The organism is Acinetobacter schindleri CIP 107287, from assembly GCF_000368625.1.
GTDB classification, from domain to species: Bacteria; Pseudomonadota; Gammaproteobacteria; order Pseudomonadales; family Moraxellaceae; genus Acinetobacter; species Acinetobacter schindleri.
This window is the reverse complement of sequence record NZ_KB849571.1, coordinates 1-22935: the sequence shown is the minus strand read 5'-3', so window position 1 is coordinate 22935 and position 22935 is coordinate 1. Positions and strand designations below refer to the sequence as shown.

The 22935-nt window shown below is 45.5% G+C and carries 22 protein-coding genes and 4 pseudogenes; 14 read left to right on the top strand and 12 right to left on the bottom strand.

Features of this window, described 5'->3' with window-relative positions; genetic code table 11:
- Positions 1 to 168 precede the first annotated feature (168 nt).
- Complete coding sequence (gene repM, locus F955_RS00130; RefSeq protein WP_004889343.1) at positions 169 to 1086, top strand: replication initiation protein RepM; 918 nt, start codon at positions 169 to 171, stop codon at positions 1084 to 1086.
- Between the two features lie 55 nt (positions 1087 to 1141).
- Here repM and F955_RS00125 read toward each other — a convergent pair.
- The 5 genes and pseudogenes from F955_RS00125 to F955_RS00105 all read right to left on the bottom strand — a co-directional run.
- Positions 1142 to 1379, bottom strand: a pseudogene (locus F955_RS00125) (hypothetical protein); the annotation flags it as partial.
- Positions 1380 to 1461: 82 nt separating this feature from the next.
- Positions 1462 to 2385, bottom strand: coding sequence for a recombination directionality factor (locus F955_RS00120; RefSeq protein WP_010590180.1), 924 nt, complete (start codon positions 2383 to 2385; stop codon positions 1462 to 1464).
- Between the two features lie 241 nt (positions 2386 to 2626).
- Complete coding sequence (locus F955_RS00115) at positions 2627 to 3694, bottom strand: YqaJ viral recombinase family nuclease (protein WP_004889338.1); 1068 nt, start codon at positions 3692 to 3694, stop codon at positions 2627 to 2629.
- Between the two features lie 194 nt (positions 3695 to 3888).
- The gene (locus tag F955_RS00110) at positions 3889 to 4929 is read right to left on the bottom strand and encodes a DUF932 domain-containing protein (protein WP_004889337.1); all 1041 of its coding nucleotides are present in this window, start codon (positions 4927 to 4929) and stop codon (positions 3889 to 3891) included.
- Positions 4930 to 4949: 20 nt separating this feature from the next.
- Positions 4950 to 5222 (bottom strand): hypothetical protein, encoded by a 273-nt coding sequence (locus F955_RS00105; RefSeq protein ID WP_004889335.1) that lies wholly within the window; start codon positions 5220 to 5222, stop codon positions 4950 to 4952.
- Positions 5223 to 5393: 171 nt separating this feature from the next.
- Between F955_RS00105 and F955_RS16205 the strand changes: the two genes are divergently transcribed.
- Positions 5394 to 6484 (top strand): IS4-like element ISAba1 family transposase gene (locus F955_RS16205; RefSeq protein ID WP_100222414.1). Its coding sequence is split into 2 segments (ribosomal slippage): positions 5394 to 5934 and positions 5934 to 6484, totalling 1092 coding nucleotides; the frame shifts between segments, so codons are not numbered across the junction.
- Positions 6485 to 6916: 432 nt separating this feature from the next.
- Positions 6917 to 7960 carry a YagK/YfjJ domain-containing protein gene (locus F955_RS00090; protein WP_004889331.1) on the top strand — a complete coding sequence of 348 codons (1044 nt, stop codon included), beginning with the start codon at positions 6917 to 6919 and terminating at the stop codon, positions 7958 to 7960.
- On the opposite strand, the gene F955_RS00085 is transcribed toward F955_RS00090, so the two are convergent.
- Entirely contained in the window at positions 7957 to 8505 is a 549-nt protein-coding gene (locus F955_RS00085) for a recombinase family protein (RefSeq protein ID WP_004889330.1), read from the bottom strand. The two genes, F955_RS00090 and F955_RS00085, sit on opposite strands and share 4 nt — an antisense overlap.
- A gap of 423 nt (positions 8506 to 8928) precedes the next feature.
- Between F955_RS00085 and F955_RS00080 the strand changes: the two genes are divergently transcribed.
- The 5 genes and pseudogenes from F955_RS00080 to F955_RS16800 all read left to right on the top strand — a co-directional run bounded on the left by F955_RS00080 (position 8929) and on the right by F955_RS16800 (position 12066).
- Entirely contained in the window at positions 8929 to 10035 is a 1107-nt protein-coding gene (locus F955_RS00080; RefSeq protein WP_004889328.1) for a YcjF family protein, read from the top strand.
- Positions 10028 to 10729, top strand: a complete 702-nt coding sequence (locus tag F955_RS00075) for a GTPase (protein ID WP_004889326.1) — start codon at positions 10028 to 10030, stop codon at positions 10727 to 10729. Before F955_RS00080 ends, F955_RS00075 begins: the two co-directional genes overlap by 8 nt.
- A gap of 187 nt (positions 10730 to 10916) precedes the next feature.
- Entirely contained in the window at positions 10917 to 11732 is an 816-nt protein-coding gene (gene sul2 / locus F955_RS00070; RefSeq protein WP_001043260.1) for a sulfonamide-resistant dihydropteroate synthase Sul2, read from the top strand.
- Between the two features lie 86 nt (positions 11733 to 11818).
- A pseudogene (locus tag F955_RS16950) lies at positions 11819 to 11878 on the top strand (hypothetical protein); the annotation flags it as partial.
- Positions 11879 to 11934: 56 nt separating this feature from the next.
- Positions 11935 to 12066 (top strand): hypothetical protein, encoded by a 132-nt coding sequence (locus F955_RS16800; protein ID WP_249297721.1) that lies wholly within the window; start codon positions 11935 to 11937, stop codon positions 12064 to 12066.
- Here the strand turns inward: F955_RS16800 and F955_RS00060 are convergent.
- Positions 12063 to 14948, bottom strand: a complete 2886-nt coding sequence (locus F955_RS00060; protein WP_001138082.1) for a Tn3 family transposase — start codon at positions 14946 to 14948, stop codon at positions 12063 to 12065. The two genes, F955_RS16800 and F955_RS00060, sit on opposite strands and share 4 nt — an antisense overlap.
- A 125-nt stretch (positions 14949 to 15073) precedes the next feature.
- Here F955_RS00060 and F955_RS00055 point away from each other — a divergent pair, with 125 nt between their 5' ends.
- The 4 genes from F955_RS00055 (at position 15074) to F955_RS00035 (ending at position 18628) form a co-directional block, all read left to right on the top strand.
- Positions 15074 to 15688 carry a recombinase family protein gene (locus F955_RS00055; RefSeq protein ID WP_000904906.1) on the top strand — a complete coding sequence of 205 codons (615 nt, stop codon included), beginning with the start codon at positions 15074 to 15076 and terminating at the stop codon, positions 15686 to 15688.
- Between the two features lie 64 nt (positions 15689 to 15752).
- Positions 15753 to 16882 (top strand): IS3-like element IS1133 family transposase gene (locus F955_RS00045; protein WP_085959879.1). Its coding sequence is split into 2 segments (ribosomal slippage): positions 15753 to 15999 and positions 15999 to 16882, totalling 1131 coding nucleotides; the frame shifts between segments, so codons are not numbered across the junction.
- Between the two features lie 106 nt (positions 16883 to 16988).
- Positions 16989 to 17792, top strand: a complete 804-nt coding sequence (gene aph(3'')-Ib / locus F955_RS00040) for an aminoglycoside O-phosphotransferase APH(3'')-Ib (RefSeq protein WP_001082319.1) — start codon at positions 16989 to 16991, stop codon at positions 17790 to 17792.
- A complete protein-coding gene (locus F955_RS00035; RefSeq protein WP_000480968.1) occupies positions 17792 to 18628 on the top strand; it encodes an aminoglycoside O-phosphotransferase APH(6)-Id in 837 nt (278 codons plus the stop codon). The genes aph(3'')-Ib and F955_RS00035 overlap by 1 nt, the downstream gene beginning before the upstream one ends.
- A 332-nt stretch (positions 18629 to 18960) precedes the next feature.
- On the opposite strand, the pseudogene F955_RS16190 reads toward F955_RS00035, so the two are convergent.
- Both F955_RS16190 and F955_RS00030 read right to left on the bottom strand, forming a co-directional pair.
- A pseudogene (locus F955_RS16190) lies at positions 18961 to 19083 on the bottom strand (helix-turn-helix domain-containing protein); the annotation flags it as partial.
- 51 nt (positions 19084 to 19134) lie between these two features.
- Positions 19135 to 19533: pseudogene (locus tag F955_RS00030) on the bottom strand (Tn3 family transposase); the annotation flags it as partial.
- Between F955_RS00030 and F955_RS00025 the strand changes: the two are divergent.
- Entirely contained in the window at positions 19526 to 19732 is a 207-nt protein-coding gene (locus F955_RS00025; RefSeq protein WP_009513519.1) for a helix-turn-helix domain-containing protein, read from the top strand. The pseudogene F955_RS00030 and the gene F955_RS00025 overlap by 8 nt on opposite strands.
- A gap of 186 nt (positions 19733 to 19918) precedes the next feature.
- Here the strand turns inward: F955_RS00025 and F955_RS00020 are convergent, their stop codons facing one another.
- A complete protein-coding gene (locus tag F955_RS00020; RefSeq protein WP_004889319.1) occupies positions 19919 to 20419 on the bottom strand; it encodes a YqhA family protein in 501 nt (166 codons plus the stop codon).
- A gap of 624 nt (positions 20420 to 21043) precedes the next feature.
- On the opposite strand from F955_RS00020, the gene F955_RS00015 reads away from it, so the two are divergent.
- Positions 21044 to 21514, top strand: coding sequence for a hypothetical protein (locus F955_RS00015; RefSeq protein ID WP_004761025.1), 471 nt, complete (start codon positions 21044 to 21046; stop codon positions 21512 to 21514).
- A gap of 215 nt (positions 21515 to 21729) precedes the next feature.
- On the opposite strand, the gene F955_RS00010 is transcribed toward F955_RS00015, so the two are convergent.
- Both F955_RS00010 and F955_RS00005 read right to left on the bottom strand, forming a co-directional pair.
- Entirely contained in the window at positions 21730 to 21960 is a 231-nt protein-coding gene (locus F955_RS00010) for a ribbon-helix-helix domain-containing protein (RefSeq protein WP_004658732.1), read from the bottom strand.
- Positions 21957 to 22586, bottom strand: a complete 630-nt coding sequence (locus F955_RS00005) for an AAA family ATPase (protein WP_004889316.1) — start codon at positions 22584 to 22586, stop codon at positions 21957 to 21959. The genes F955_RS00010 and F955_RS00005 overlap by 4 nt, the downstream gene beginning before the upstream one ends.
- Between the last annotated feature and the right edge of the window lie 349 nt (positions 22587 to 22935).

Below are 22935 nucleotides of genomic sequence, written 5' to 3'. Positions count from 1 at the left end.
ATATAGATACCTTTCCCCTCCATTATAGATACCTTTCCCCTCCATTATAGATACCTTTCCCCTCCATTATAGATACCTTTCCCCTCCATTATAGATACCTTTCCCCTCCATTTACATACTTAAGTTGTTTGGGTATAGTTATTGGCAATAATAAATAGGAAAGTCATTGTGACAAAAGAGTTAGTTGTTAAAGACAATGCCTTAATCAATGCCAGCTATAACCTAGATACCACAGAGCAACGTCTGATTCTTTTAGCCATCGTACAAGCTAGAGAGATAAGCAAAGATGTTAATGCTAATAGCACCCTAGAAGTCCATGCACAGCACTATATGAAGCAATTCAATGTAGATAGGCATGCAGCCTATGAAGCTTTAAAGAATGCAGCTAATAGCCTGTTTGAGCGAAAGTTCAGCTACAAGGGGATTCATGAGGCTACCCAGAAGGAGAAGATCGTTAAATCTCGTTGGGTTTCAAGAATAGCCTATGTTGATTCTGCTGGTATTCTAGAATTGGTTTTTGCTCCCGATGTCATTCCATTGATCACTGAGTTAGAACAGTCTTTTACTTCGTATGAACTGAAGCAAATAAGTTCATTAACCAGCAAGTATGCAATCCGTCTGTATGAATTGCTGATCCAGTGGCGCAGTCTCGGTAAAACCCCGGTCTTCTTGGTTGATGACTTTCGCTTCAAGCTGGGATTGGGTAGTGACGAATACAAGATCATGAGCAACTTCAAGAAGAAGGTCTTGAATGCTGCTTTAACCCAAATCAACGAGAAGACGGATATTGTTGCGTCCTATGAGCAGCATAAGTCTGGCCGAAACATTACCGGGTTCTCTTTCTCTTTTCGTCCTAAGAAAACCAAAGATGATGAGAACGAATCTCCCAAGAAACTCAGTGATAAACAGATTAGATTATTCGCAAACAAACTTGCCCATTACGATCCATTCGCTAGCCAGAAAGCAGCTGTAGGTGAGAGCTATGAAGATCTTGAAAAAAGACTTCTTATTGAGCTGCAAGATGTTGAGAATGTCAGGAAGTATGTGGGTGTTCTTAAAGAAGTGGGTTTGGAAGTTTTAATATGAAACTAATTTAGTTAATAATTAAAATTAAATTAGTTGTAATTTAGTTGTATAAATATTCGCGCAACAATGGACTCAGGTTACACGCATACAGACTGAGCTTTTCCAGCTTTTATCATCGTAATCTACAATCTGCGTCATAAACTCGTAGAGGCGAGTAAAGCTATCCAATCCTTTTTAAAGATCTCCAGCTTGGTGTCTTTAAAGGCATTGTCGATCAGCACTACATCATTGGATTTCTTGCAGCGTTCCAGCATGTCGTGGGTCTTATTATAAGCTTCGATGGCTTGTCTATATTCAAGGAAATTTTGAAATGCTGAAGACATCAGAACAAAAAAATAAGGGATCCTAAATTCCCTTATTTTTCACCGCATGTGTTTAATTCACTATTCTAACACTCTGCTGCAAACCCTGCTGAATATCCTGCACAAAACCCTCTCTCTGATTGAATTTAGGCTTTGCATTAGTTTTCGGTTCAGTCTTGGGTTGCTCAGATTCATCTTCTGCATAAAACTCCTCCAGCACATCCATGCCCTCCTCACTGTTCACCTCAAATCTAGCATTCTCAAAGCCTTTTCTAGCAGTAAAATCCAGCGATTCCTGGTAAAACCCAGCGGCCTTACTCTGCTCATCCATCTGTCGAGCCGTGTTAATTGCTTGCTGCAAGTTCACCCCATCACGTAAGGTCAGATCCACGTAGTACACCGGCTGGCGATAGCTTTGTGTCGTGCTTTTCCCTCTTAAGGTCAGTTGTAAGGGTAAACATGATAGCAGCCCTCCTGATGCCGCATGGTAGTAAGCCAAACGTGCAGCCAGGGTACGGATACTGTTAAAACCTGTGGTTCTAAAGATGAAAGTCCCCAGTTCATCCGATTCATCCAGATTGACATGCAGCCGCCCATAGGGCTTGCAATGCCCGCCTTGTGCCAGTGAGCATAAATCTGGGGATGGACAGGGATGCTGTTCTACCCCTTGACTGGTCAATCGCTGGCAGGTCTGACCATTGCCGACACAAACCGGACGTCCAGTCTGACGGTCAAACAGGCTGTATTCTGCCCGCATGTTCAGATCAGGATCATTAAAGATCATCCGTACCGGAATGGATCTCAGTTTCCCATTCGGTAGGTTTGCACGCAGCTGCTCATCCAGTGGATGCCTGATCCAGCCTTCCTTGCTCTGGATCTGGCTGGTAATGGTGAACTGGTCATCTTTCTCTGGCAGGCGTTTGCCATTCTTTTCAATGACACGGCCAATGCTGATACGCCCCAATACGGGCGGTGTAATCGCTAACCCTTTAATCATCATGATTTTCCTAAATGTGATTTTTTACAGATGAGCCGTATAAATTGAAGCACCCGCTCCTCAACCTATCGACTCTCTTAATTCAATAAAAATAATGCTCACCCGAGGTCACAGGAGAACAGGTAGTGCATCGATCATCAGATCAGGCAAAGCTGTCCAAATGCCCTTTCTTCATCTGTGGAGAAAGGGCGAACCGGGCGGCTTTGCGCGTTTTTACAAATGGGCCTCTGCGGAAGGCAGGTCATGCATCCGTATAAATGTTGAAGCGACGACTGCCCTGCTTATGCAGCGGATACTGCTCAATCAGCTCAGGCTGCTGCTTTAACAGTGACTTGGCATCCAGACTCACTGAATCTTTACTCTTCCTCCATACCACCGAGCCACCGTTAAAGGTGGCTCGTTCAGCATCTTTCATCAGCATCTGAATTTCGTGCTTGATCTGATCGAAGCTTTGCTGCTGCTCTTCAATCTGCTGTCTGGCTTGAATCAGCTTTTCAAAAAGCAGATTGGCCGTCTCATCATGTGATAGGTCTTCGACGGTTAGAGGGACATGCTCCGGGTAAAGCTGCTGTAAAGCGCGTGCTGCCGATTCACTGGCATCTACTGCGGGAGGAATATCTTGCTCGACACATGCCCAGAAAGTACGTTCCGCATGGATGATCTGCTGGATCAGGGCATCATTTCGGCTGACCTTAAAAATCCGGGTTTCATGGCCGCAGAGCAAGACACAGACATGAGCCGCCTGCTTGCCTGTGACGGCCAGTTGATGCTGTACCTGACACAATACATACAGCGGCACACCATCCCGCCACAGCTTGCTGCCATATTCCCCTGCAGTTTTACATTCCAGGATCTGCACCTCATCGCTGCCAACCACGGCATAATCCAAGTTGGCCAGCATAAAGGCCTTGTCTGGATCAGGATGCTGTAATACGGCATTCACCCGTCTGACCTTGTTATTGGTATGCAGACTGTAGTATTCAGCGACCAGGGGTTCCAGTTGCTTGCCCCAGTACAAGGGAGCATGGCCGGAACTTTCATCTTCGATCTTTTGCTGGATACGTCCGGTCTTGATCATCCACAGTTCCAGCATCGACATGTAGGGATTAAGCCCACAGGCAGTCGCAGCATCACTGCTGCCAATGCCCTGCTTGCGGACTTCCAGCCATTGTTGCTGATCAAGCTGTTTGGTATTGGCCAGACGTTTGGCCGCAGTGGATCGTGAAGGTTTCACAGGTTGAGGTAATGGAATGTGTGAGGGAATGCCAGAGGGCTTCGGTAAATTGGGTAAAGGTGCAAATGTATTCATGGGGTTGTCCTATAGATAGCGGTCGTCTGTAAAAATTCAGCTGAGAAATTTTGGGCATAAAAAAAGCCACATCCGGGGAGATGTGGCCAAAGGGGCATGCTGAGGTTCATGTAGAATTTAATCTTCAATGCATCTTCAATGCCCGATTAGGTTGTGAGCCTTAAAGCAACATTAAGCATGATCAGGAAAAGGTCTTAGGCCACCAGTCTTAAAGCCTGTTCCAGCCCACGCTGTTTTAGTGCTGCCCCTGCACCAAACCAGGCAGAATCCAGCCGGTGATCGGTACTCATGGCCCGGCGTTCATGATCGGCAAATTCCGTGATCGAACACAGCAAGCCATAGGCGGTATCCTTGGCTGAGGAAAGTTCGGCACCCCGTCCCTGTCCATTGAACATCTGCATGACTTTACTCATGGCGCGTCCATTCGGTTCGGTTTTACTGCCTGGGGAGTGACTGGCCTGTGCAGCCACATTGCGGTAGAACTGGATGATGTTGTCCTCCTGATCGGCAATGCTTAGGCTAGTGTTGTTAAACACGGCATCGAAATAGGCAGCGGCTTCACCTTGGGTGACTTTGCGCTGGCTGAGCTGTTTCATTTCATACATGTGTTCATCCCAGGCACGCACGGAAATGCCGAGTTGCTGCTTGACCTTGTCCGCATCGAACCGGGTGCTGTGTGGAACCTTGACCACCCCGGCACTTGAGCTTTGCCCACGTAAAGCAATCGCCAGCGTGTTGTTGCATACCACCCGGATATTGGTAAATTGTGCAGTCGTTGCTAACGTTCCATCACAAGCGGTTGCTAGTAGGATATAGCCATTGCTGACATCCTTGCCTTTGAGTGCCGTGCTTTGTCCGGTACGTGCCAGTGCCCAGAACTTTTTTCCTCCCTTCAGTACGCCCGCGGTTTCCAGCTCAAAGCCGGATTGCTCGGTCAGATCCCGGTAGAATTCCAGAATCTCTTTGGGCTGCACTTCCTGGTAACGCTGGCTGACGACCGATAAAGGGGCATGGGTATCAGAACGGTACAAGACCCGCTGTTCTTCATAAGGCAGAATGATGCTCTGTCCCCGTTCATTCTGTGCCATATAGCTGACATTGCAGGATTCAATGCGCCAGTCCATGCCTGCCTGTTGTGCCCAGACTTCAATCGGCTGGTTCTGTGTCAGTTGATTACCCAGGCCATGCCAGGGGGTGTTACCGACATAAGCCATTTGTTCGAGTTGATGTGCCATATCACTTCTCCCTGAGCCGGTTAATCAAAATTGCGCTGGCAATGATGGCAATGGAAGTAGCGGATCGGTGCCGCTACGGGTCTGGATGGCTGGATGAAGCTGTCAATCAGTCCACCGACCACAGCCCCGGCAATCCCACCCATCCAGGGCGAGATCGGCAGCGGCAGGCTTTTGGAAATGCTGGCACCAATCCCGGCACCGGTCATTGAAGACATACTGCGGTTATTGGAGGACTGCTGGTCAATCACACGGCTGACGTTTTCAGAATGGCAATACGGGCATGTAATGTTCATAAGATATACCTCTAGAAATGAAAAAAGGCTTACCGTCTGATAAGCCTTTGAATGTAGGAATAAACATTCACTGTTCATGTAGATGATGTATATCTGAAATCTCTGTACACGACAAAAATAGATAACTCATTGAAATAATGTCACAATAATTGTTTTCTAACGACGAATACTATGACACATCTCAATGAGTTATATCTTATCTTAAACAAATCTCTAAAATGGAACAAGTCACATTTAAAGTGCTTTGCGCTCATCATGCTTGTGATCATTTTAAAGCAAACATGTAATCTTTCTTCTGCATCTAAAGCCTTGCCCATCAAGTGCTTACCACAATCATTTTATCGACGTATGCAGCGCTTCTTTGCAGGTCAGTATTTTGATTATCGTCAAATTTCTCAGTTGATTTTCAATATGTTTTCATTCGACAAAGTGCAACTGACTTTAGATAGAACCAATTGGAAATGGGGAAAACGAAATATTAATATCCTGATGCTCGCAATCGTTTATCGTGGAATAGCGATACCTATCCTTTGGACATTGCTTAATAAACGTGGAAATTCAGATACGAAAGAGCGTATTGCTTTGATTCAACGCTTTATAGCCATTTTTGGTAAAGACCGTATTGTGAATGTGTTCGCAGACAGAGAGTTTATCGGTGAGCAGTGGTTTACATGGTTAATTGAACAAGACATCAACTTCTGCATTCGTGTTAAAAAAACTTCATTGTCACCAATCATTTAGGAAAGAATCATAAAATTAGTGATTTATTTCGCCATCTTAAAGTTGGTCAAATTGAATGTCGTAAACGACGGATTTTGGTTGGTCGGGTGAAACTATATATAAGTGCACTACAGTTAGAAAATGGAGAGCTTTTACTCGTCGTTTCTCCTCAGTTTAATGCCAATGCTATTCAGGATTATGCATTACGCTGGGAAATTGAAACCTTATTCAGTTGTCTCAAAGGACGCGGGTTTAATCTTGAAAATACGCGCTTGACAGACCCTAGACGAGTGAAAAAATTGATTGCGGTGTTAGCTATAAGCTTCTGTTGGTGTTACTTAACGGGTGAATGGCAACATAATCAAAAAAAAGCGATAAAAATAAAGAAGCATGGACGACTCTCAATGAGTTTATTTCGCTATGGTTTAGACTATGTTCAAATGGCGATTCAGCGTTTAATTGGTTTTGGGAAAAAAGAAGAGTTTAAGGAAATTTTGGCAATTTTAAGAAAGCAGAATCCTGATAGGATAAGGGTTCTGTGAAATTTGTCGTGTACAGAGATCTGAAATTATTTGCAATCTATGCCTTCACGCGACTCGGCGTCCCGATTACGCAATTGCCATTTGGCAAATTCCCTCATTCCAGAAAATCCCCCTCTGAAGTCCTATCATTCTTTCACAAGAACACAATTATTTAGTGAAACTGAATTGTATGTGTGCATCTAAGTAAATAGGTATTGACAATATTAAATTAAAACTAGTAGGATTAACTAATCCTACTAGTTTTTTATACCTACAACTCGCTATTATCCTACTAACTGTATGATTTTTAAACACAATGGAAAGTATTGATATATAGCATCTAAGGGTATGAAAAATAAATAATTATTTCTGTAGTTTATGTTATTAAGATTAATTATCATTTATATATTATCTTCAATATCATAGACATAATGATATTGGAGTTATACCTACATGGATACTTTAGAACCCAATACATATTTCCTAGACGATATGTATCCAATTATTACTGACAACAATAAGTTAACAATAGATGATATTAATTATCGTACTTACAACCAACTTCATGTAATAGAAGAATCACTGAAAGAACTAAAGAGTGAAAATGAGCAGCTGTTAGCAGATCCATCCGGATATAGATTTATCTTAAAAAAATACCAAAAGCTCGTATGGTACAGAACAGACCAATATATAAATGACCTGGAAGAAAACTTTCCTGATAGCAAGTTTTCACCTTACGTAAATCTCTATTTGAAAACAAAAACTGAATACAGAAAATTTGATGATATAGCTTTCCTAACTGCTCTAAAGAAAGGACTACGATCTGATGCTTTTAAAAAAGAAATTGAACAGCAGAGAAAATATGACAGTGAATATAAAAAGGAAGTACGAAAATATATCAACGGACTATTTGATTACCGTTCAAGGCTTTTAGTAATCCGAATAGACTTAAGCTACCGGAAGGGGCTTTTTAGAAAGATCACCACCAATATTTCAAATAAACCATTGTCAAAACAAGGACACAAACTTGAAGCTTTAAAGGCATGGTCGCTTGATGTTCAAGAACATAGAAGGGTGCTTCTTAAGTCTCTCAAGAAGCAATATTCAAAAGGCTTTATAGGCTATATGTGGAAATTGGAATATACCGAGATAAAATCTTTCCATTTCCACATGATGTTTTTCTTAGATGGCTCTGAGCATCGTGAAGACATCACAATAGCTCAAGATATAGGCGAGCTATGGAATAATGAGATTACCCAAGGAGATGGCTTATATTGGAATTGCAATGCCAATAAGGAAAAGTATAAAAATCTAGGCATAGGCATGATTAGCCATCATGAAGAGGATCTCAGGGATAACGTCATAGCAACTGCCATGTATCTAGTAAAGAAAGATTATCTCATTCGTTCAGTAATGTTTAATTCTAAAAATCGCGCTTTCAGTAAAGGGCAAATCCCACAAAAAAGTAAATCAGGGAGACCAAGAAAGGGAGCTTAGCCTCCCTTCATTGCCCTTTGTACTGTGCTTAGACTTACACCCAGCTCTTTTGCCACTTTCCTGTAACTAGCATCAGGCTTTACCATAGCTGCACGAATTGCAGCGTCATCAATAGTCTTCTTACGTCCCTGATACTTGTTTTCAGCTCTGGCAATTGCAATCCCTTCACGCTGACGCTCTCTGATCAACTCACGCTCAAACTGTGCAAAGCCTGACAGCATCGTGAACATTAGCTGGTGCATTGGATTATTGGTATCTGCCGAAAAGATCATGCCTTCTTTGTGAAAATGGACAGTCACGCCTTTAATCTTGAGTTGCTCCACCAATTGCAGCAGGTCTGCCGTATTACGCCCCAAACGATCCAGGCTGTGTACATGGACTACATCACCTTCTCTGACGTAATCGAGCATCGCCTGTAATTGAGGTCTGTTGGTATCCTTACCGCTTACCTTGTCTTCAAAAATTTTGTCAAAGGTCTTGCCCTCTAGCTGTCGTGCTGTATTTTGATCTGCCGTACTTACCCGTTTGTATGCTACTTCAGCCACTGTTGTACCCTTATTTGTATTCTTTTGCTTATTAGACTATAATAAATACACCAATTAAATACAATAAAAGAATACAAATATAGCCTAAATTAACTGTATCCGAATGGGTGTACTTAAAAAAACACGATAAGCTGTCTTGTGGAGTGATGTTTGAAAAACAGGTAAAAACATGCGAGAAGATAAAAAGCCCAATCGATGAGGATTAGGATTAGGATTTTCAACAACAATTAAGTAATTGATTTTAAATAAAAAATAAAATTATTTCGCATAACATGTATTATGTTAATTTTAGAAAATCTAATTAATAAACAAAATATTGCATAGGTCAAATTTAGCTGAAATTATTAATATCCATATATTTTCAAAGAAATAAAAAGGTAGAATATTCAATATTCTTAAATAATTACAAACTATGGGGACTATATGTCTAGTAATTTTCAAGAAGAGTTAAATATGGCATTTGACTCACTGAAGAAAAATATAGAAAAACCAAATATTCTTTTAGTTGGTGGTACTGGAGTCGGTAAAAGTTCTTTACTAAATTTATGCTTTGGTGAAGATATAGCAGCTACTGGAGTCGGTAAACCTATAACACAGCATATAAATAAATTTACGTCACCAAATATTCCAATTGTTCTCTTTGATAGTAAAGGGTATGAAATTGGTTCTGAGCAAGAATCACTTTTCCAAAAAGAAGTTATTGAACTTTGTAGTGAAACACAAAACTCAATTGAAGATAAGCCTCATTTAGTATGGTACTGCATACAAACAATAGGTTCTCGAATTACAGATTTTGATATTAATATCATTCGGAAAATAGAACTTTCAGATATACCTATTTCAATAGTTTTAACTAAAGCAGATTTAGTTAGTGACGATGATGCAAGCTTGTTAAAAACAGCAATTTTAAATGAGTTTCCAAAGATTCAAATCTTTGAAACAACAATTAAAGAAAATTTACATGGAATGGAATTGGAAAAACTTATTTCATGGAGTACTAGTCAATTACCAAATGCTTTAAAAACTGCTTTTGTTTCTGCTCAAAAAAATAGCCTTAAAGAAAAAAGAGAACATGCAAAAAATGCCATTATTCAGCATACAACATTAGCTTTTGCAACTGGATTTGCTCCAATACCAGCATCCAGTGCACCACTTTTATTAGCTAATCAATCAAAGTTATTGGCAAGAATACTATATATATATAATTTAGATCGCGCTGTTGATAGCGTATCAGCAATTATTCAAACAGCAATAGCTTCGTCTTTACCAATAGCTGGAAAATATTTGGTTAGTCAAATTCTAAAGTTTTTCCCAGGTGTCGGAACAGCTGTAGGTGGAACAATTAATGGTTCCGTAGCGGCATCTATTACTTCTGCTTTTGGCTTTGCAGTTTCAGAGGCATGTGCAAAATTAACCGAGTTAGGGTTAGATCATTTTGATGATAGCTCCTTCATGAAAAATTTTGATGATAATTTAATGAAAATTTTTATGGAGTATTTGAAACAAGCGAAGGGAAATAAAAATGACTAATACAAACTATAATATTGCAATTATTGGACAAACAGGTGTTGGTAAAAGTAGCTTAATCAATTACTTATTTGGTTCAGAAGTAGCAAAATCAGGAATTGGTCGACCAGTTACAACAAATGGTTTTCATGAAATTAATCATAAAATAAAAGATATGTCTGTAAAAATCTATGATTCTTGGGGACTAGAAGTTGGCAAAGAAGAACAGTGGCTGAAAGAGCTTAATACTGAGTTAAAAAAAAGAGGAATAGATAAACCTGCATCGGATTGGTTTCACTCTATTTTTTATTGTATTGCTGCTTCTGGAGGGCGTATACAGGATGCTGACTCTAAAATTGTAAAAAAACTTATAGATGAAAATTATAAAGTTAGTATCGTATTAACAAAAGCAGACTCTCTAACAGAAGAGGAAGAAGCTGAATTTATTCAAGTGATTGCTCATGAACTTGGAAATAACATTGCCATTATCCCTGTATGTAGTGAGCACAAAAAAACACGTGGTGGAGAGATAATTCCATTTGGTAAAGAAATAGTTGAAAAACAATCGTTGATTGATCTTGTAGATTCTCTAGTCTTACGTATCCCACTCTATTGTAAACAAGACATTTTTATCTTTTATATTCAATGGCTTATTTTCCTGCTAATTGGTAATACCATGAAAAATACCATGCTCAGAAAAGGCTTAACAATATTTTGAAAAATTGCCTACTGAGCGCTGCCGCACAGCTCCATAGGCCGCTTTCCTGGCTTTGCTTCCAGATGTATGCTCTTCTGCTCCTGCAGCTAATGGATCACCGCAAACAGGTTACTCGCCTGGGGATTCCCTTTCGACCCGAGCATCCGTATGAGACTCATGCTCGATTATTATTATTATAGAAGCCCCCATGAATAAATCGCTCATCATTTTCGGCATCGTCAACATAACCTCGGACAGTTTCTCCGATGGAGGCCGGTATCTGGCGCCAGACGCAGCCATTGCGCAGGCGCGTAAGCTGATGGCCGAGGGGGCAGATGTGATCGACCTCGGTCCGGCATCCAGCAATCCCGACGCCGCGCCTGTTTCGTCCGACACAGAAATCGCGCGTATCGCGCCGGTGCTGGACGCGCTCAAGGCAGATGGCATTCCCGTCTCGCTCGACAGTTATCAACCCGCGACGCAAGCCTATGCCTTGTCGCGTGGTGTGGCCTATCTCAATGATATTCGCGGTTTTCCAGACGCTGCGTTCTATCCGCAATTGGCGAAATCATCTGCCAAACTCGTCGTTATGCATTCGGTGCAAGACGGGCAGGCAGATCGGCGCGAGGCACCCGCTGGCGACATCATGGATCACATTGCGGCGTTCTTTGACGCGCGCATCGCGGCGCTGACGGGTGCCGGTATCAAACGCAACCGCCTTGTCCTTGATCCCGGCATGGGGTTTTTTCTGGGGGCTGCTCCCGAAACCTCGCTCTCGGTGCTGGCGCGGTTCGATGAATTGCGGCTGCGCTTCGATTTGCCGGTGCTTCTGTCTGTTTCGCGCAAATCCTTTCTGCGCGCGCTCACAGGCCGTGGTCCGGGGGATGTCGGGGCCGCGACACTCGCTGCAGAGCTTGCCGCCGCCGCAGGTGGAGCTGACTTCATCCGCACACACGAGCCGCGCCCCTTGCGCGACGGGCTGGCGGTATTGGCGGCGCTGAAAGAAACCGCAAGAATTCGTTAACTGCACATTCGGGATATTTCTCTATATTCGCGGTTCAGCAGGCATGTCCCCTTTGAGGGCGACCCGACGACAGGATAATCGACCTTATGGTGCGCAAATATTTCGGCACAGACGGTATTCGTGGCAAAGCCAACGAAGGCGCGATGACGGCGGAAACCGCCTTGCGCGTCGGCATGGCGGCATTCTCGCGAGTTTTGGTGAAGTGGCCGCCGCCGCCTATCTTGCCCGTCAGCGTGGTGATAATGAGCTGCCCTTATGCTCCACGATGACCTTTGATTACCTGCGGCCAGCATTTATGGGGTCGTTTGCGGGAGGGGGCGGAATCCTACGCTAAGGCTTTGGCCAGCGATATTCTCCGGTGAGATTGATGTGTTCCCATCCGAGCGGCGAAACATGGGCCAAGAGATCGGGCGATAGCAGCTTTCCATCGCGTTTCTGGTTTGCAACGACCTCGCCGAGCTTCATGGTGTTCCAGAAGATGATGATGGCGGCGAGCAGATTCATGCCGGCGATGCGGTAATGCTGGCCTTCGGCGGAACGGTCGCGGATTTCACCGCGGCGGTGGAAGCTGATTGCCCGCTTCAGCGCATGATGAGCTTCGCCTTTGTTGAGCCCGATCTGGGCACGCCGTTGGAGTTCGGCATCCAGAATCCAGTCGATCATGAACAGGGTGCGCTCGACGCGACCGACTTCCCGCAGGGCTGTCGCGAGCTCGTTCTGCCGCGGATAGGAGGCGAGTTTCCGCAGAATCTGGCTTGGCGCGACGGTCCCGGCAGCAATGGTGGCGGCGATGCGCAGGATGTCGGGCCAATTGCGCTCGATCATGGCTTGGTTGACCTTTCCGCCGATCAACGCTCGCAGGTGCGCCGGGGCGGCCGACGGATTGAACGCGTAGAGCCGTTTGGATGGCAGGTCGCGGATGCGCGGAGCGAACCGGTAGCCGAGAATGGCACATGCGGCAAAGACGTGATCGGTGAAGCCGCCCGTGTCGGTGAACTGCTCGCGGATATGGCGTCCAGCATCGTTCATCAGCAGGCCATCGAGGATGTAAGGCGCTTCGCTTGCCGTTGCAGGAATCACCTGGGTTGCGAACGGCGCATATTGGTCGGAGACGTGGCTATAGGCTTTCAGGCCCGGGGTATTGCCATATTTCGCGTTGACCAGGTTCATGGCCTCACCTTGCTCTGTAGCGACGAAGAACTGTCCGTCGCTCGAAGCCGACGTGCCCATGCCCCAGAACCGGGCCATGGGTAACGCTGCCTGTGCCTCGACCACCATGGCCAGCGCCCGGTCATAGGCTTCGCCCTCGACATGCCACCGTCCAATGCGGATCAATTCCCAGAAGGTGTGGGTGTTTGTCGCATCCGCCATTTTGCGCAAGCCGAGGTTGATCCCTTCCGCCAAGATAACGTTCATTAGCCCGATCCGGTCAGCGCAGGGTGCTCCTGTGCGCAGATGGGTGAACGCTTCGGTGAAGCCGGTCGCCGCATCCACCTCCAGCAGGAGATCGGTGATGCGCGTGGGCGGGATCTGCTTGTAGAGATCGAGCACCAGATCTTCGGCGCCTGTCGGCGCGGCGGCTTCGAGTTTCTCGATATGCAGAACGCCGTTTTCAATCGACCCGCCCGGGATCGTGCCTGCGCGAGCGGCACGGCCAAGCTCGCGCAACCGCATGTCGAGGCGAGCTTGCCGGTCTGCCAGCCATTCCTCCGGCCGCAATGGCACAGCGAGACGACCGCCTTCCGCGATGGATTGTGCCGGAACGAGTGCGTGTTTCAGATCGCCATAGCGCCGGGACCTAGTAAGCCAGACATCTCCGGAGCGGAACGCATCGCGCAGATGGAACAGCACCGCGATCTCCCATAGGCGAGCGTCGCCAGCCCTCTGGGCCCGAAGGTGGCGATGCCATTTCGAGCTGGGCCGCAAGAAGCTGGTCATCGCGGCATCGTTCAAACCGGTACGAAGGGCCGTCACCGCTTCCAGAAGCGGCAGTGCAACGGGCGCAGCTCGCAGATCGAGCAGGCGCAACATGCGTGGAGCGTATCGGCGGAAGCGGTGATAACCGTCGAGCACATGATTGAGCGGATCGTCGGCCATGGTGGCGGTCAGCCTGGTTGCCATTGCAACAAGGGTTTTTAAGCCGTCCCACCCTGACCCACTCGCGATGACATCGCCCAGCGGCTGGCCATCATCCTGTGCATCGACCAGGGCGCCCCCGATCTCGGCGAAGGATTTCAGGGTGTCACGCACCACCCCCGCTTCGTCTGCGACCTTTGCATGGCAAATACGCTCCGAAGCACGGTAGAGACGGCCGACGATCCGGTCGTGGGTTTCGACCACTGCGTCGGCCAACATCGCCTGCCATTCCGAGACGCAAACAGCCAAGATCGCAAGCCGCCTGTCCTCCGGGAGATCGCGCATGCCGTCGGCATAATACCGTTCACCCTGCCTGCGCAGACGAGTCACCCGATGGGCAGGAACGCCGGCAAGCAGATCCTCGGGGAGATCGATGCGTTGCAGATATTCGAGCCGGTCGAGCAGCCGGTTGGCCGACGAAGAGTTCGAGCCAGGCTCGAACTGGCGCAGCCACACAAAACGGGTCACCCGATCATCAGCCGTCTCCTCGAGCAATGCCAGCAACTGTTCTCGGATCGACATAGGCAGCCGACTGGCGATCCTCGTCTCGATGCGTCGCTCGGCATCGACGAGAGCCGCGGCACAAAGCCGCTCGATCGTGGATGTCGCGGGAAGGACAGTGCGGGTGCGTCGGCACTCGGCTACGAAGCGACGGGCGATATCCTCGTTCGACACCGCCATCTCGGCTTCTCGGAACAACCATTCCTTCAGCTCGCTCGCACCACGTCCGGAGAAGGTGCGGAAGCCGTAGAGCCCCCGTAACTCGGCAAGATGCTCGTGCCGTGTTTCCTCGCGGGCAGCATAGTCTACGAGATCGTCGGCACCCAGGCCAAGCTGCGCTCCGATAAATTCGATGACCTCTGCAGGGATCAGTTCGCCTGGAGCCAGCACCCGGCCGGGATAGCGCAGGACACACAATTGCAGGGCGAAGCCGAACCTGTTGTGAGCGCGCCGACGCAGCCTGATATGCCCAAGGTCTTCATCACTCAGCGTATAGTGCTTGAGCAAATCCGTCTGTGAAGTCGGCAAGCGCAACAGCGCGTCTTTCTGCCGATCGGTTAGAGTGACGCGACGCGGCATACATGTTCCTTTTTCAAAATCTGATAGCGTTCAAGACGCTTTGTTTATGAAGCTGGTTGAGATACATTTCCAGAGGTCAATGCAATCGTGGCCGAAGCGCCGCCTCAAACCAACGTTTGTGATACATGCTGATCGGATATGCCCGCGTCTCCAAAGCCGATGGCTCGCAGTCTCTCGACCTGCAGCACGACGCCTTGCGCGCCGCAGGTGTCGAACGGGACAATATCTATGATGATCTTGCTTCCGGCGGTCGTGATGATCGCCCTGGCTTGACTGCCTGCCTCAAGTCATTGCGTGACGGCGATGTGCTGGTGGTCTGGAAGCTCGATCGCCTCGGACGATCGCTTGCCCATCTGGTCAACACGGTGAAGGAGCTGTCAGACCGCAAGATCGGCCTGCGGGTTCTGACTGGAAAGGGCGCTCAGATCGACACCACGACTGCGTCCGGTCGCATGGTGTTCGGAATCTTCGCCACCTTGGCCGAGTTCGAGCGGGATCTGATCCGAGAGCGCACCATGGCGGGTCTCGCCTCCGCGAGAGCGCGCGGTCGCAAGGGCGGACGAAAATTCGCGCTCACCAAAGCTCAGGTGCGTCTCGCGCAAGCCGCCATGGCCCAGCGCGATACTTCAGTTTCCGATCTCTGCAAGGAACTCGGCATCGAGCGCGTCACTCTCTACCGATATGTCGGTCCCAAAGGCGAGCTCAGAGACCATGGAAAGCATGTTCTCGGACTTACGTAGTGGACTTGCCTCGGTTTCGTTCCGGTCTTTTTGAGAGCATTATTTGTTATCAAGGAGACCATATATGTCATTAAAGCATAGTGATGAATTTAAGCGTGATGCAGTTCGCATAGCACTCACTAGTGGCTTAACACGCCGTCAAGTTGCGTCAGATTTAAGTATTGGGCTTTCCACGCTTGGGAAATGGATCGCATCAATTTCCGATGAAACTAAAATTCCTACCCAAGACACTGATCTTCTGCGTGAGAATGAACGTTTACGCAAAGAGAACCGTATCCTTCGGGAGGAGAGGGAGATATTAAAAAAGGCAGCAATATTTTTCGCAGTACAAAAGCTGTGAGATTTCAGTTTATTACGGATTACCGTGGCTCTCTCTCACGTTCACGCATATGTCGTTTGATGGGCGTAACAGATCGTGGTTTACGTGCATGGAAACGCCGTCCTCCATCACTGCGCCAGCGTCGTGATCTTATACTTCTAGCGCATATACGTGAGCAGCATCGGTTGTGTTTGGGGAGCTATGGTAGGCCGCGTATGACAGAAGAGTTGAAAGCGCTGGGCCTGCAGGTTGGGCAGCGTCGGGTTGGACGTTTGATGCGCCAGAATAACATTACAGTTGTTCGAACGCGTAAATTCAAACGGACAACGGATAGTCATCATACCTTCAACATTGCACCGAACCTATTAAAACAAGACTTTAGCGCAAGCGCACCCAACCAGAAATGGGCAGGCGATATCACTTATGTTTGGACCAGAGAAGGATGGGTCTATCTTGCTGTTATCCTTGACCTGTATTCCCGTCGCGTGATTGGCTGGGCAACAGGTGATCGATTAAAGCAGGATCTTGCATTAAGGGCACTGAATATGGCGTTGGCTTTACGCAAACCACCACCGGGTTGTATTCAACACACAGACCGTGGGAGCCAATATTGCGCTCATGAATATCAAAAGCTACTGCTCAAACATCAATTGCTGCCGTCCATGAGCGGGAAAGGCAATTGTTTTGATAACTCCGCAGTAGAAAGCTTCTTTAAATCATTAAAGGCTGAGTTGATTTGGCGCAGACACTGGCAAACAAGGCGAGATATTGAGATTGCAATCTTCGAATATATAAATGGCTTTTATAATCCACGCCGAAGACATTCAACACTCGGCTGGAAATCGCCGGTGGCATTTGAGAAAAAAGCCGCTTAAAATGAGAGATAGACCGGAACACAACCGGTGCAAGTCCATAGCAACTCGTTTCTTTTCGCAGGTTGAGCCACCTCCGCGCTTCATCAGAAAACTGAAGGAACCTCCATTGAATCGAACTAATATTTTTTTTGGTGAATCGCATTCTGACTGGTTGCCTGTCAGAGGCGGAGAATCTGGTGATTTTGTTTTTCGACGTGGTGACGGGCATGCCTTCGCGAAAATCGCACCTGCTTCCCGCCGCGGTGAGCTCGCTGGAGAGCGTGACCGCCTCATTTGGCTCAAAGGTCGAGGTGTGGCTTGCCCCGAGGTGATCAACTGGCAGGAGGAACAGGAGGGTGCATGCTTGGTGATAACGGCAATTCCGGGAGTACCGGCGGCTGATCTGTCTGGAGCGGATTTGCTCAAAGCGTGGCCGTCAATGGGGCAGCAACTTGGCGCTGTTCACAGCCTATCGGTTGATCAATGTCCGTTTGAGCGCAGGCTGTCGCGAATGTTCGGACGCGCCGTTGATGTGGTGTCCCGCAATGCCGTCAATCCCGACTTCTTACCGGACGAGGACAAGAGTACGCCGCAGCTCGATCTTTTGGCTCGTGTCGAACGAGAGCTACCGGTGCGGCTCGACCAAGAGCGCACCGATATGGTTGTTTGCCATGGTGATCCCTGCATGCCGAACTTCATGGTGGACCCTAAAACTCTTCAATGCACGGGTCTGATCGACCTTGGGCGGCTCGGAACAGCAGATCGCTATGCCGATTTGGCACTCATGATTGCTAACGCCGAAGAGAACTGGGCAGCGCCAGATGAAGCAGAGCGCGCCTTCGCTGTCCTATTCAATGTATTGGGGATCGAAGCCCCCGACCGCGAACGCCTTGCCTTCTATCTGCGATTGGACCCTCTGACTTGGGGTTGATGTTCATGCCGCCTGTTTTTCCTGCTCATTGGCACGTTTCGCAACCTGTTCTCATTGCGGACACCTTTTCCAGCCTCGTTTGGAAAGTTTCATTGCCAGACGGGACTCCTGCAATCGTCAAGGGATTGAAACCTATAGAAGACATTGCTGATGAACTGCGCGGGGCCGACTATCTGGTATGGCGCAATGGGAGGGGAGCAGTCCGGTTGCTCGGTCGTGAGAACAATCTGATGTTGCTCGAATATGCCGGGGAGCGAATGCTCTCTCACATCGTTGCCGAGCACGGCGACTACCAGGCGACCGAAATTGCAGCGGAACTAATGGCGAAGCTGTATGCCGCATCTGAGGAACCCCTGCCTTCTGCCCTTCTCCCGATCCGGGATCGCTTTGCAGCTTTGTTTCAGCGGGCGCGCGATGATCAAAACGCAGGTTGTCAAACTGACTACGTCCACGCGGCGATTATAGCCGATCAAATGATGAGCAATGCCTCGGAACTGCGTGGGCTACATGGCGATCTGCATCATGAAAACATCATGTTCTCCAGTCGCGGCTGGCTGGTGATAGATCCCGTCGGTCTGGTCGGTGAAGTGGGCTTTGGCGCCGCCAATATGTTCTACGATCCGGCTGACAGAGACGACCTTTGTCTCGATCCTAGACGCATTGCACAGATGGCGGACGCATTCTCTCGTGCGCTGGACGTCGATCCGCGTCGCCTGCTCGACCAGGCGTACGCTTATGGGTGCCTTTCCGCAGCTTGGAACGCGGATGGAGAAGAGGAGCAACGCGATCTAGCTATCGCGGCCGCGATCAAGCAGGTGCGACAGACGTCATACTAGATATCAAGCGACTTCTCCTATCCCCTGGGAACACATCAATCTTACCGGAGAATATCGTTGGCCAAAGCCTTAGCGTAGGATTTCGCCCTCTCCCGCAAACGACCCCTTTATAGGTACGTTACAGGCAGTCCCCAGTATTGTTCGTGCGGGTCGGCGCATTACGACAGTATCGGTTCAGTTACTACTTGATGGCAAGTTGGTTTGTATCGGTCGATTCCTGTTTACGGTTAGCAGCAAATAAAATTGGAGCAAGCTCAGTTCAGGATGCCGACCCTGTTTTACTCAGAAAAATTTTCAATAGATAGACAAATAATATCAAATAGCTGGAACTACTACTGATACCGATACAGCGTTGGCGCAGAAATCCCAAACTCCTTCGCCAATGCTCGCTTGGTTTTGTAGTCGCCAGATTCAAGACGTTGATGCAGCAGAGCCACTTGTTCAGGAGTCAGTGACGGCTTACGGCCCTTGTAGGGGTCGTCTCAGGAAACGGAAAATATAGCACGCTAAGGTTTTTCAATTGCGCGCAATGGCCTAAATTTTCCACCACCTATCTTGGCTTTGCTTCGCCATAGATAATCCCCAGTTAAATTGATGTGCTCCCACCCCAGCGGTGACAGATATTGCAGCAAGGTATCATCGACTGTGCGACCATGCCCTCGTAGGGCGTTAGTCGCTCTCTCTAAATAAACCGTGTTCCACAATACAATGGCGGCGGTCACTAGATTCAAGCCACTGGCTCGATAACGCTGTTGCTCAAAGCTTCGATCTCGAATCTCACCCAATCGATAAAAGAAAACGGCGCGCGCTAATGCATTACGGGCTTCACCTTTATTTAATCCAGCTTGAACCCGACGGCGTAGTTCTACGCTTTGCAACCAATCCAAGATAAACAGTGTGCGCTCTGGTGTAGCAGCGGCACAAGCGCGGGGCGTTGTGTTTGGTCGTCGTCCTGGTCAACGTACCAAGTCAGATCGTCTGGCACCTAAAGTGTTGGAGTTGGTGTCTGCTGGACACTCTTATCGACAAGTCGGTCGGCTGGTCAATCTAAGCAAAAATACCGTGTTGGATATCGTTAAAAGAAGTCGGAGTGAAAATCCTTAGCGTGCTATATTTTCCGTTTCCTGAGACGACCCCTATTTCTATTTGAAGCTGCAATCTTTGACGCAATTTTGAGTTTAGTGAAGTTTGAATCAGACATTTTTTCTCAATACATGACGATCTCTAATCTTAACTTCAATTAAATGCTCAAATAAAAGAGTAATTATAAATGAGTCCTTGCGATTTAAGTTATTCATCGTCTTTGTGATGATCATTATCGAATAGCTTACAAGTAAAAATTATTGCTAATATGACTAGGCTAGAAGAAATACCAGCATATAAGTTGGCTAAAGTTCCACCAAAAGCAACAAGATCTTCTAAAAACAAGATGACTATAACTATAATAGATACATGTAATATAATAAGTTTTAGATCATGAAACTTATTAATTGATAGTGTCTTAAGAAAAGAACTATTGTCAAAAATAGCTTGTCGAATAAATAATTTATAAAAACCTGCTGAAATTAAATGAAATGTAATAGCAATTAACGAGACATCGAGGATTTTTAAAAATTTAACAACAACTATTTTTACTTCAAAATTAGTTGCATATATATTTTTTATAATAAAAATTATTGCATCAATTAGAAGATATATAGTTGATAAATATAAAAAAATAGAAGATAGTATGCAATTTATAATAACTATAATAACTAAAAATCTACTCTTTTCAAAAAAATTTTGTAGCACTTGATAACATCCCTTAAAATGAGGCTTTGTTGCATAAATATGTAAGCATCTGATTTAAATAAATTTAATTTTGGATCAAAAAATAATCAAAACTTTTAAAATCATATAGTTATGATATCTTTGTGCAACAAAGCCGTCCAGTACTGGAAACTACATCATAACCTCTCTGATTAACTGAATCAGCTAATTGTCCTAAGGTCATCATAGCTACATAAAGTTCCCCAATTCTTCCTGTTAAATGCCTTAATTCTGCAATAGGCATTCCCCCATAAGAAAGCTCTCTAAAATATACTAATTCTTTATTTTTATAGCATAAAAATAAAGGCCGCAAATGCGACCTTTAATTAATATGAGTCCGAACGACGCCCGAAGTAATCTAAAAACTTAAATGGTTAACGCTCGAAAGAATTAACCAAATTCTTAGAAACTTAGTAATACTTAGTATTACACCTCGCTCTATACGCTTATATGACAACAGCGTGCTGACCAATTTTTCATCTGACCATCTAGGTTGTCAAGGTCGATGTAACGTCTTTCAGCAAAGACTCATCTATTAGGGTATCATTCCCCTGAGAAATGTCAAATTCTATCTTCTTTTCCCTTTTTTAAAAGTACTTTCTAATCATGCAACAACCTGTTTTACAAATAAAAGAAGATACAATAGAGCAGAATTTATTTTGGGAAATTAATGGTTCTATCGATCTAGCTATAATTCCTGGCAATACCATAAAAGGTATTCCTCATGATCTTCCAATTAGATTACAAAATGGCTATGCAAAAGGTAGAAATGGATTTGGCTATCTGCATATTTTAAGAAATCATGGTCAAGAATTTAATCGCTTAAGACCCCCCACTGATGTTTTCGGATTTTTGGTGAAAAAATTAGGCCAAGGAGGGAGTTTTCATCATCAAACAGATAAAAGAAAAGGGCTCTATTTAGCAATGCTTCCTTCTGGGGTTATTATTTTGGATTATGTTGCAAAGGGTAGAGATTCCTTTTTTACAATTATTACAGCTTATACAACCAATCGTTCTATTGATGGTAAAGAAATAGGTAGATATATCAGTACTTTCCAAGTTAAACCTAAGAAATAATAAAACTTTTTAGAAAAGCACCATCTATTTTTCATTTAACATAAAATCTCTTATGCGCAGTTCAGATGTTAGAAACAATTTAAAGTGTCTTGTCTGTATTCTCACCAATAAAAATGTCTAGTCTGTGATGAACATCAACAGCCTACTATGGTTTTACTACATTCAATTAAGTTTTTTGAAACTAAAATAGTTTCAAATAAGTTCTATATTAGTTGTTATTCCTCACTTAATTTCTTTAGTGCAAATCTAATAATTCCATTATGGGTTTGACCATATTTCTCTGCCAGTTCAGCTAATAACTTGTACTCATACTCATTCATCGGGATCGTATGCGTCTTAAATTTTCTAGAAGCTTTCGGGTCTAATTTTGGTGTGAGCTGTTCATTAGCACCATTAATGAATGCTTCCTCAGAAAAAGGTTTCGTAGTTTCTCTTTTCTTAATCATGCCAGAAGCTCCTCCATGAATGCCTCAAATTCTTCTATTGCTTTTGGATTATTGGATTCAACTACACCTTTCCCTTCAGCTGTGACATCACGATAAACCTTACGATCATGAATCACTGACGACAAGGCTGTGAACAACCGGAAGTCAGCTAAATAGTCATTTGCTTGTTGCACTTCAGACACTGATGGATTTGTAGGAGCCAATGTTAGTAATCCAAATGGCTTCAGTTCCTCATTAAAGGACTTCGCTTGGTCAATGACTTCTGATAGATGAGGTAAAGTATCCAAGTCGAATTGTGATGGTCTAAATGGCACTACCAGGTAATGAGCCGTTAACATTGCAGTTCTAAGCTCTTTGCTGTCATGCCCAGCAACATCGACAATTACATAGTCATAACGGCCATCTAGGTCTTTCAGTGTGTTCTTGATATCGCCATAGCGCTGAACGCAATGTACTTTCGGCAGATCTGTTCCATCCCGATCTTTTACCCAGTTAGCTGAGCTTTGTTGGGGATCTGCATCAACGAGTACGATGTCTTTGTTATGTTTTGCAAGATAAGCAGCAATATTGATAGCTATTGTAGATTTGCCACATCCGCCTTTCTGGCTTCCAATTAATACAATCATTTTAGGTATAATTTATAACTAATTTATACTTAATATAGTTTCATAGTGTAACTAAGTAAAGTGTTATTCCTTTAGTATTTATTCAATTCTCTATACAGATACCTTTTCCCACCAGGTTGATTATTGACCTATTTCTTTTTGGTTTCTATCACAATCAATTGATACGCGAAAAAATAAAGAAGCTCTAATTTTTCAACAATACCCTTTTTTATTTTTAATATTTTTATTTTTAATATTTTTAGACAGGCTGAAACCCTTTCTATATAAGACTTTCAGAGGGTATATAGATACCTTTCCCCTCCATTATAGATACCTTTCCCCTCCATTATAGATACCTTTCCCCTCCATT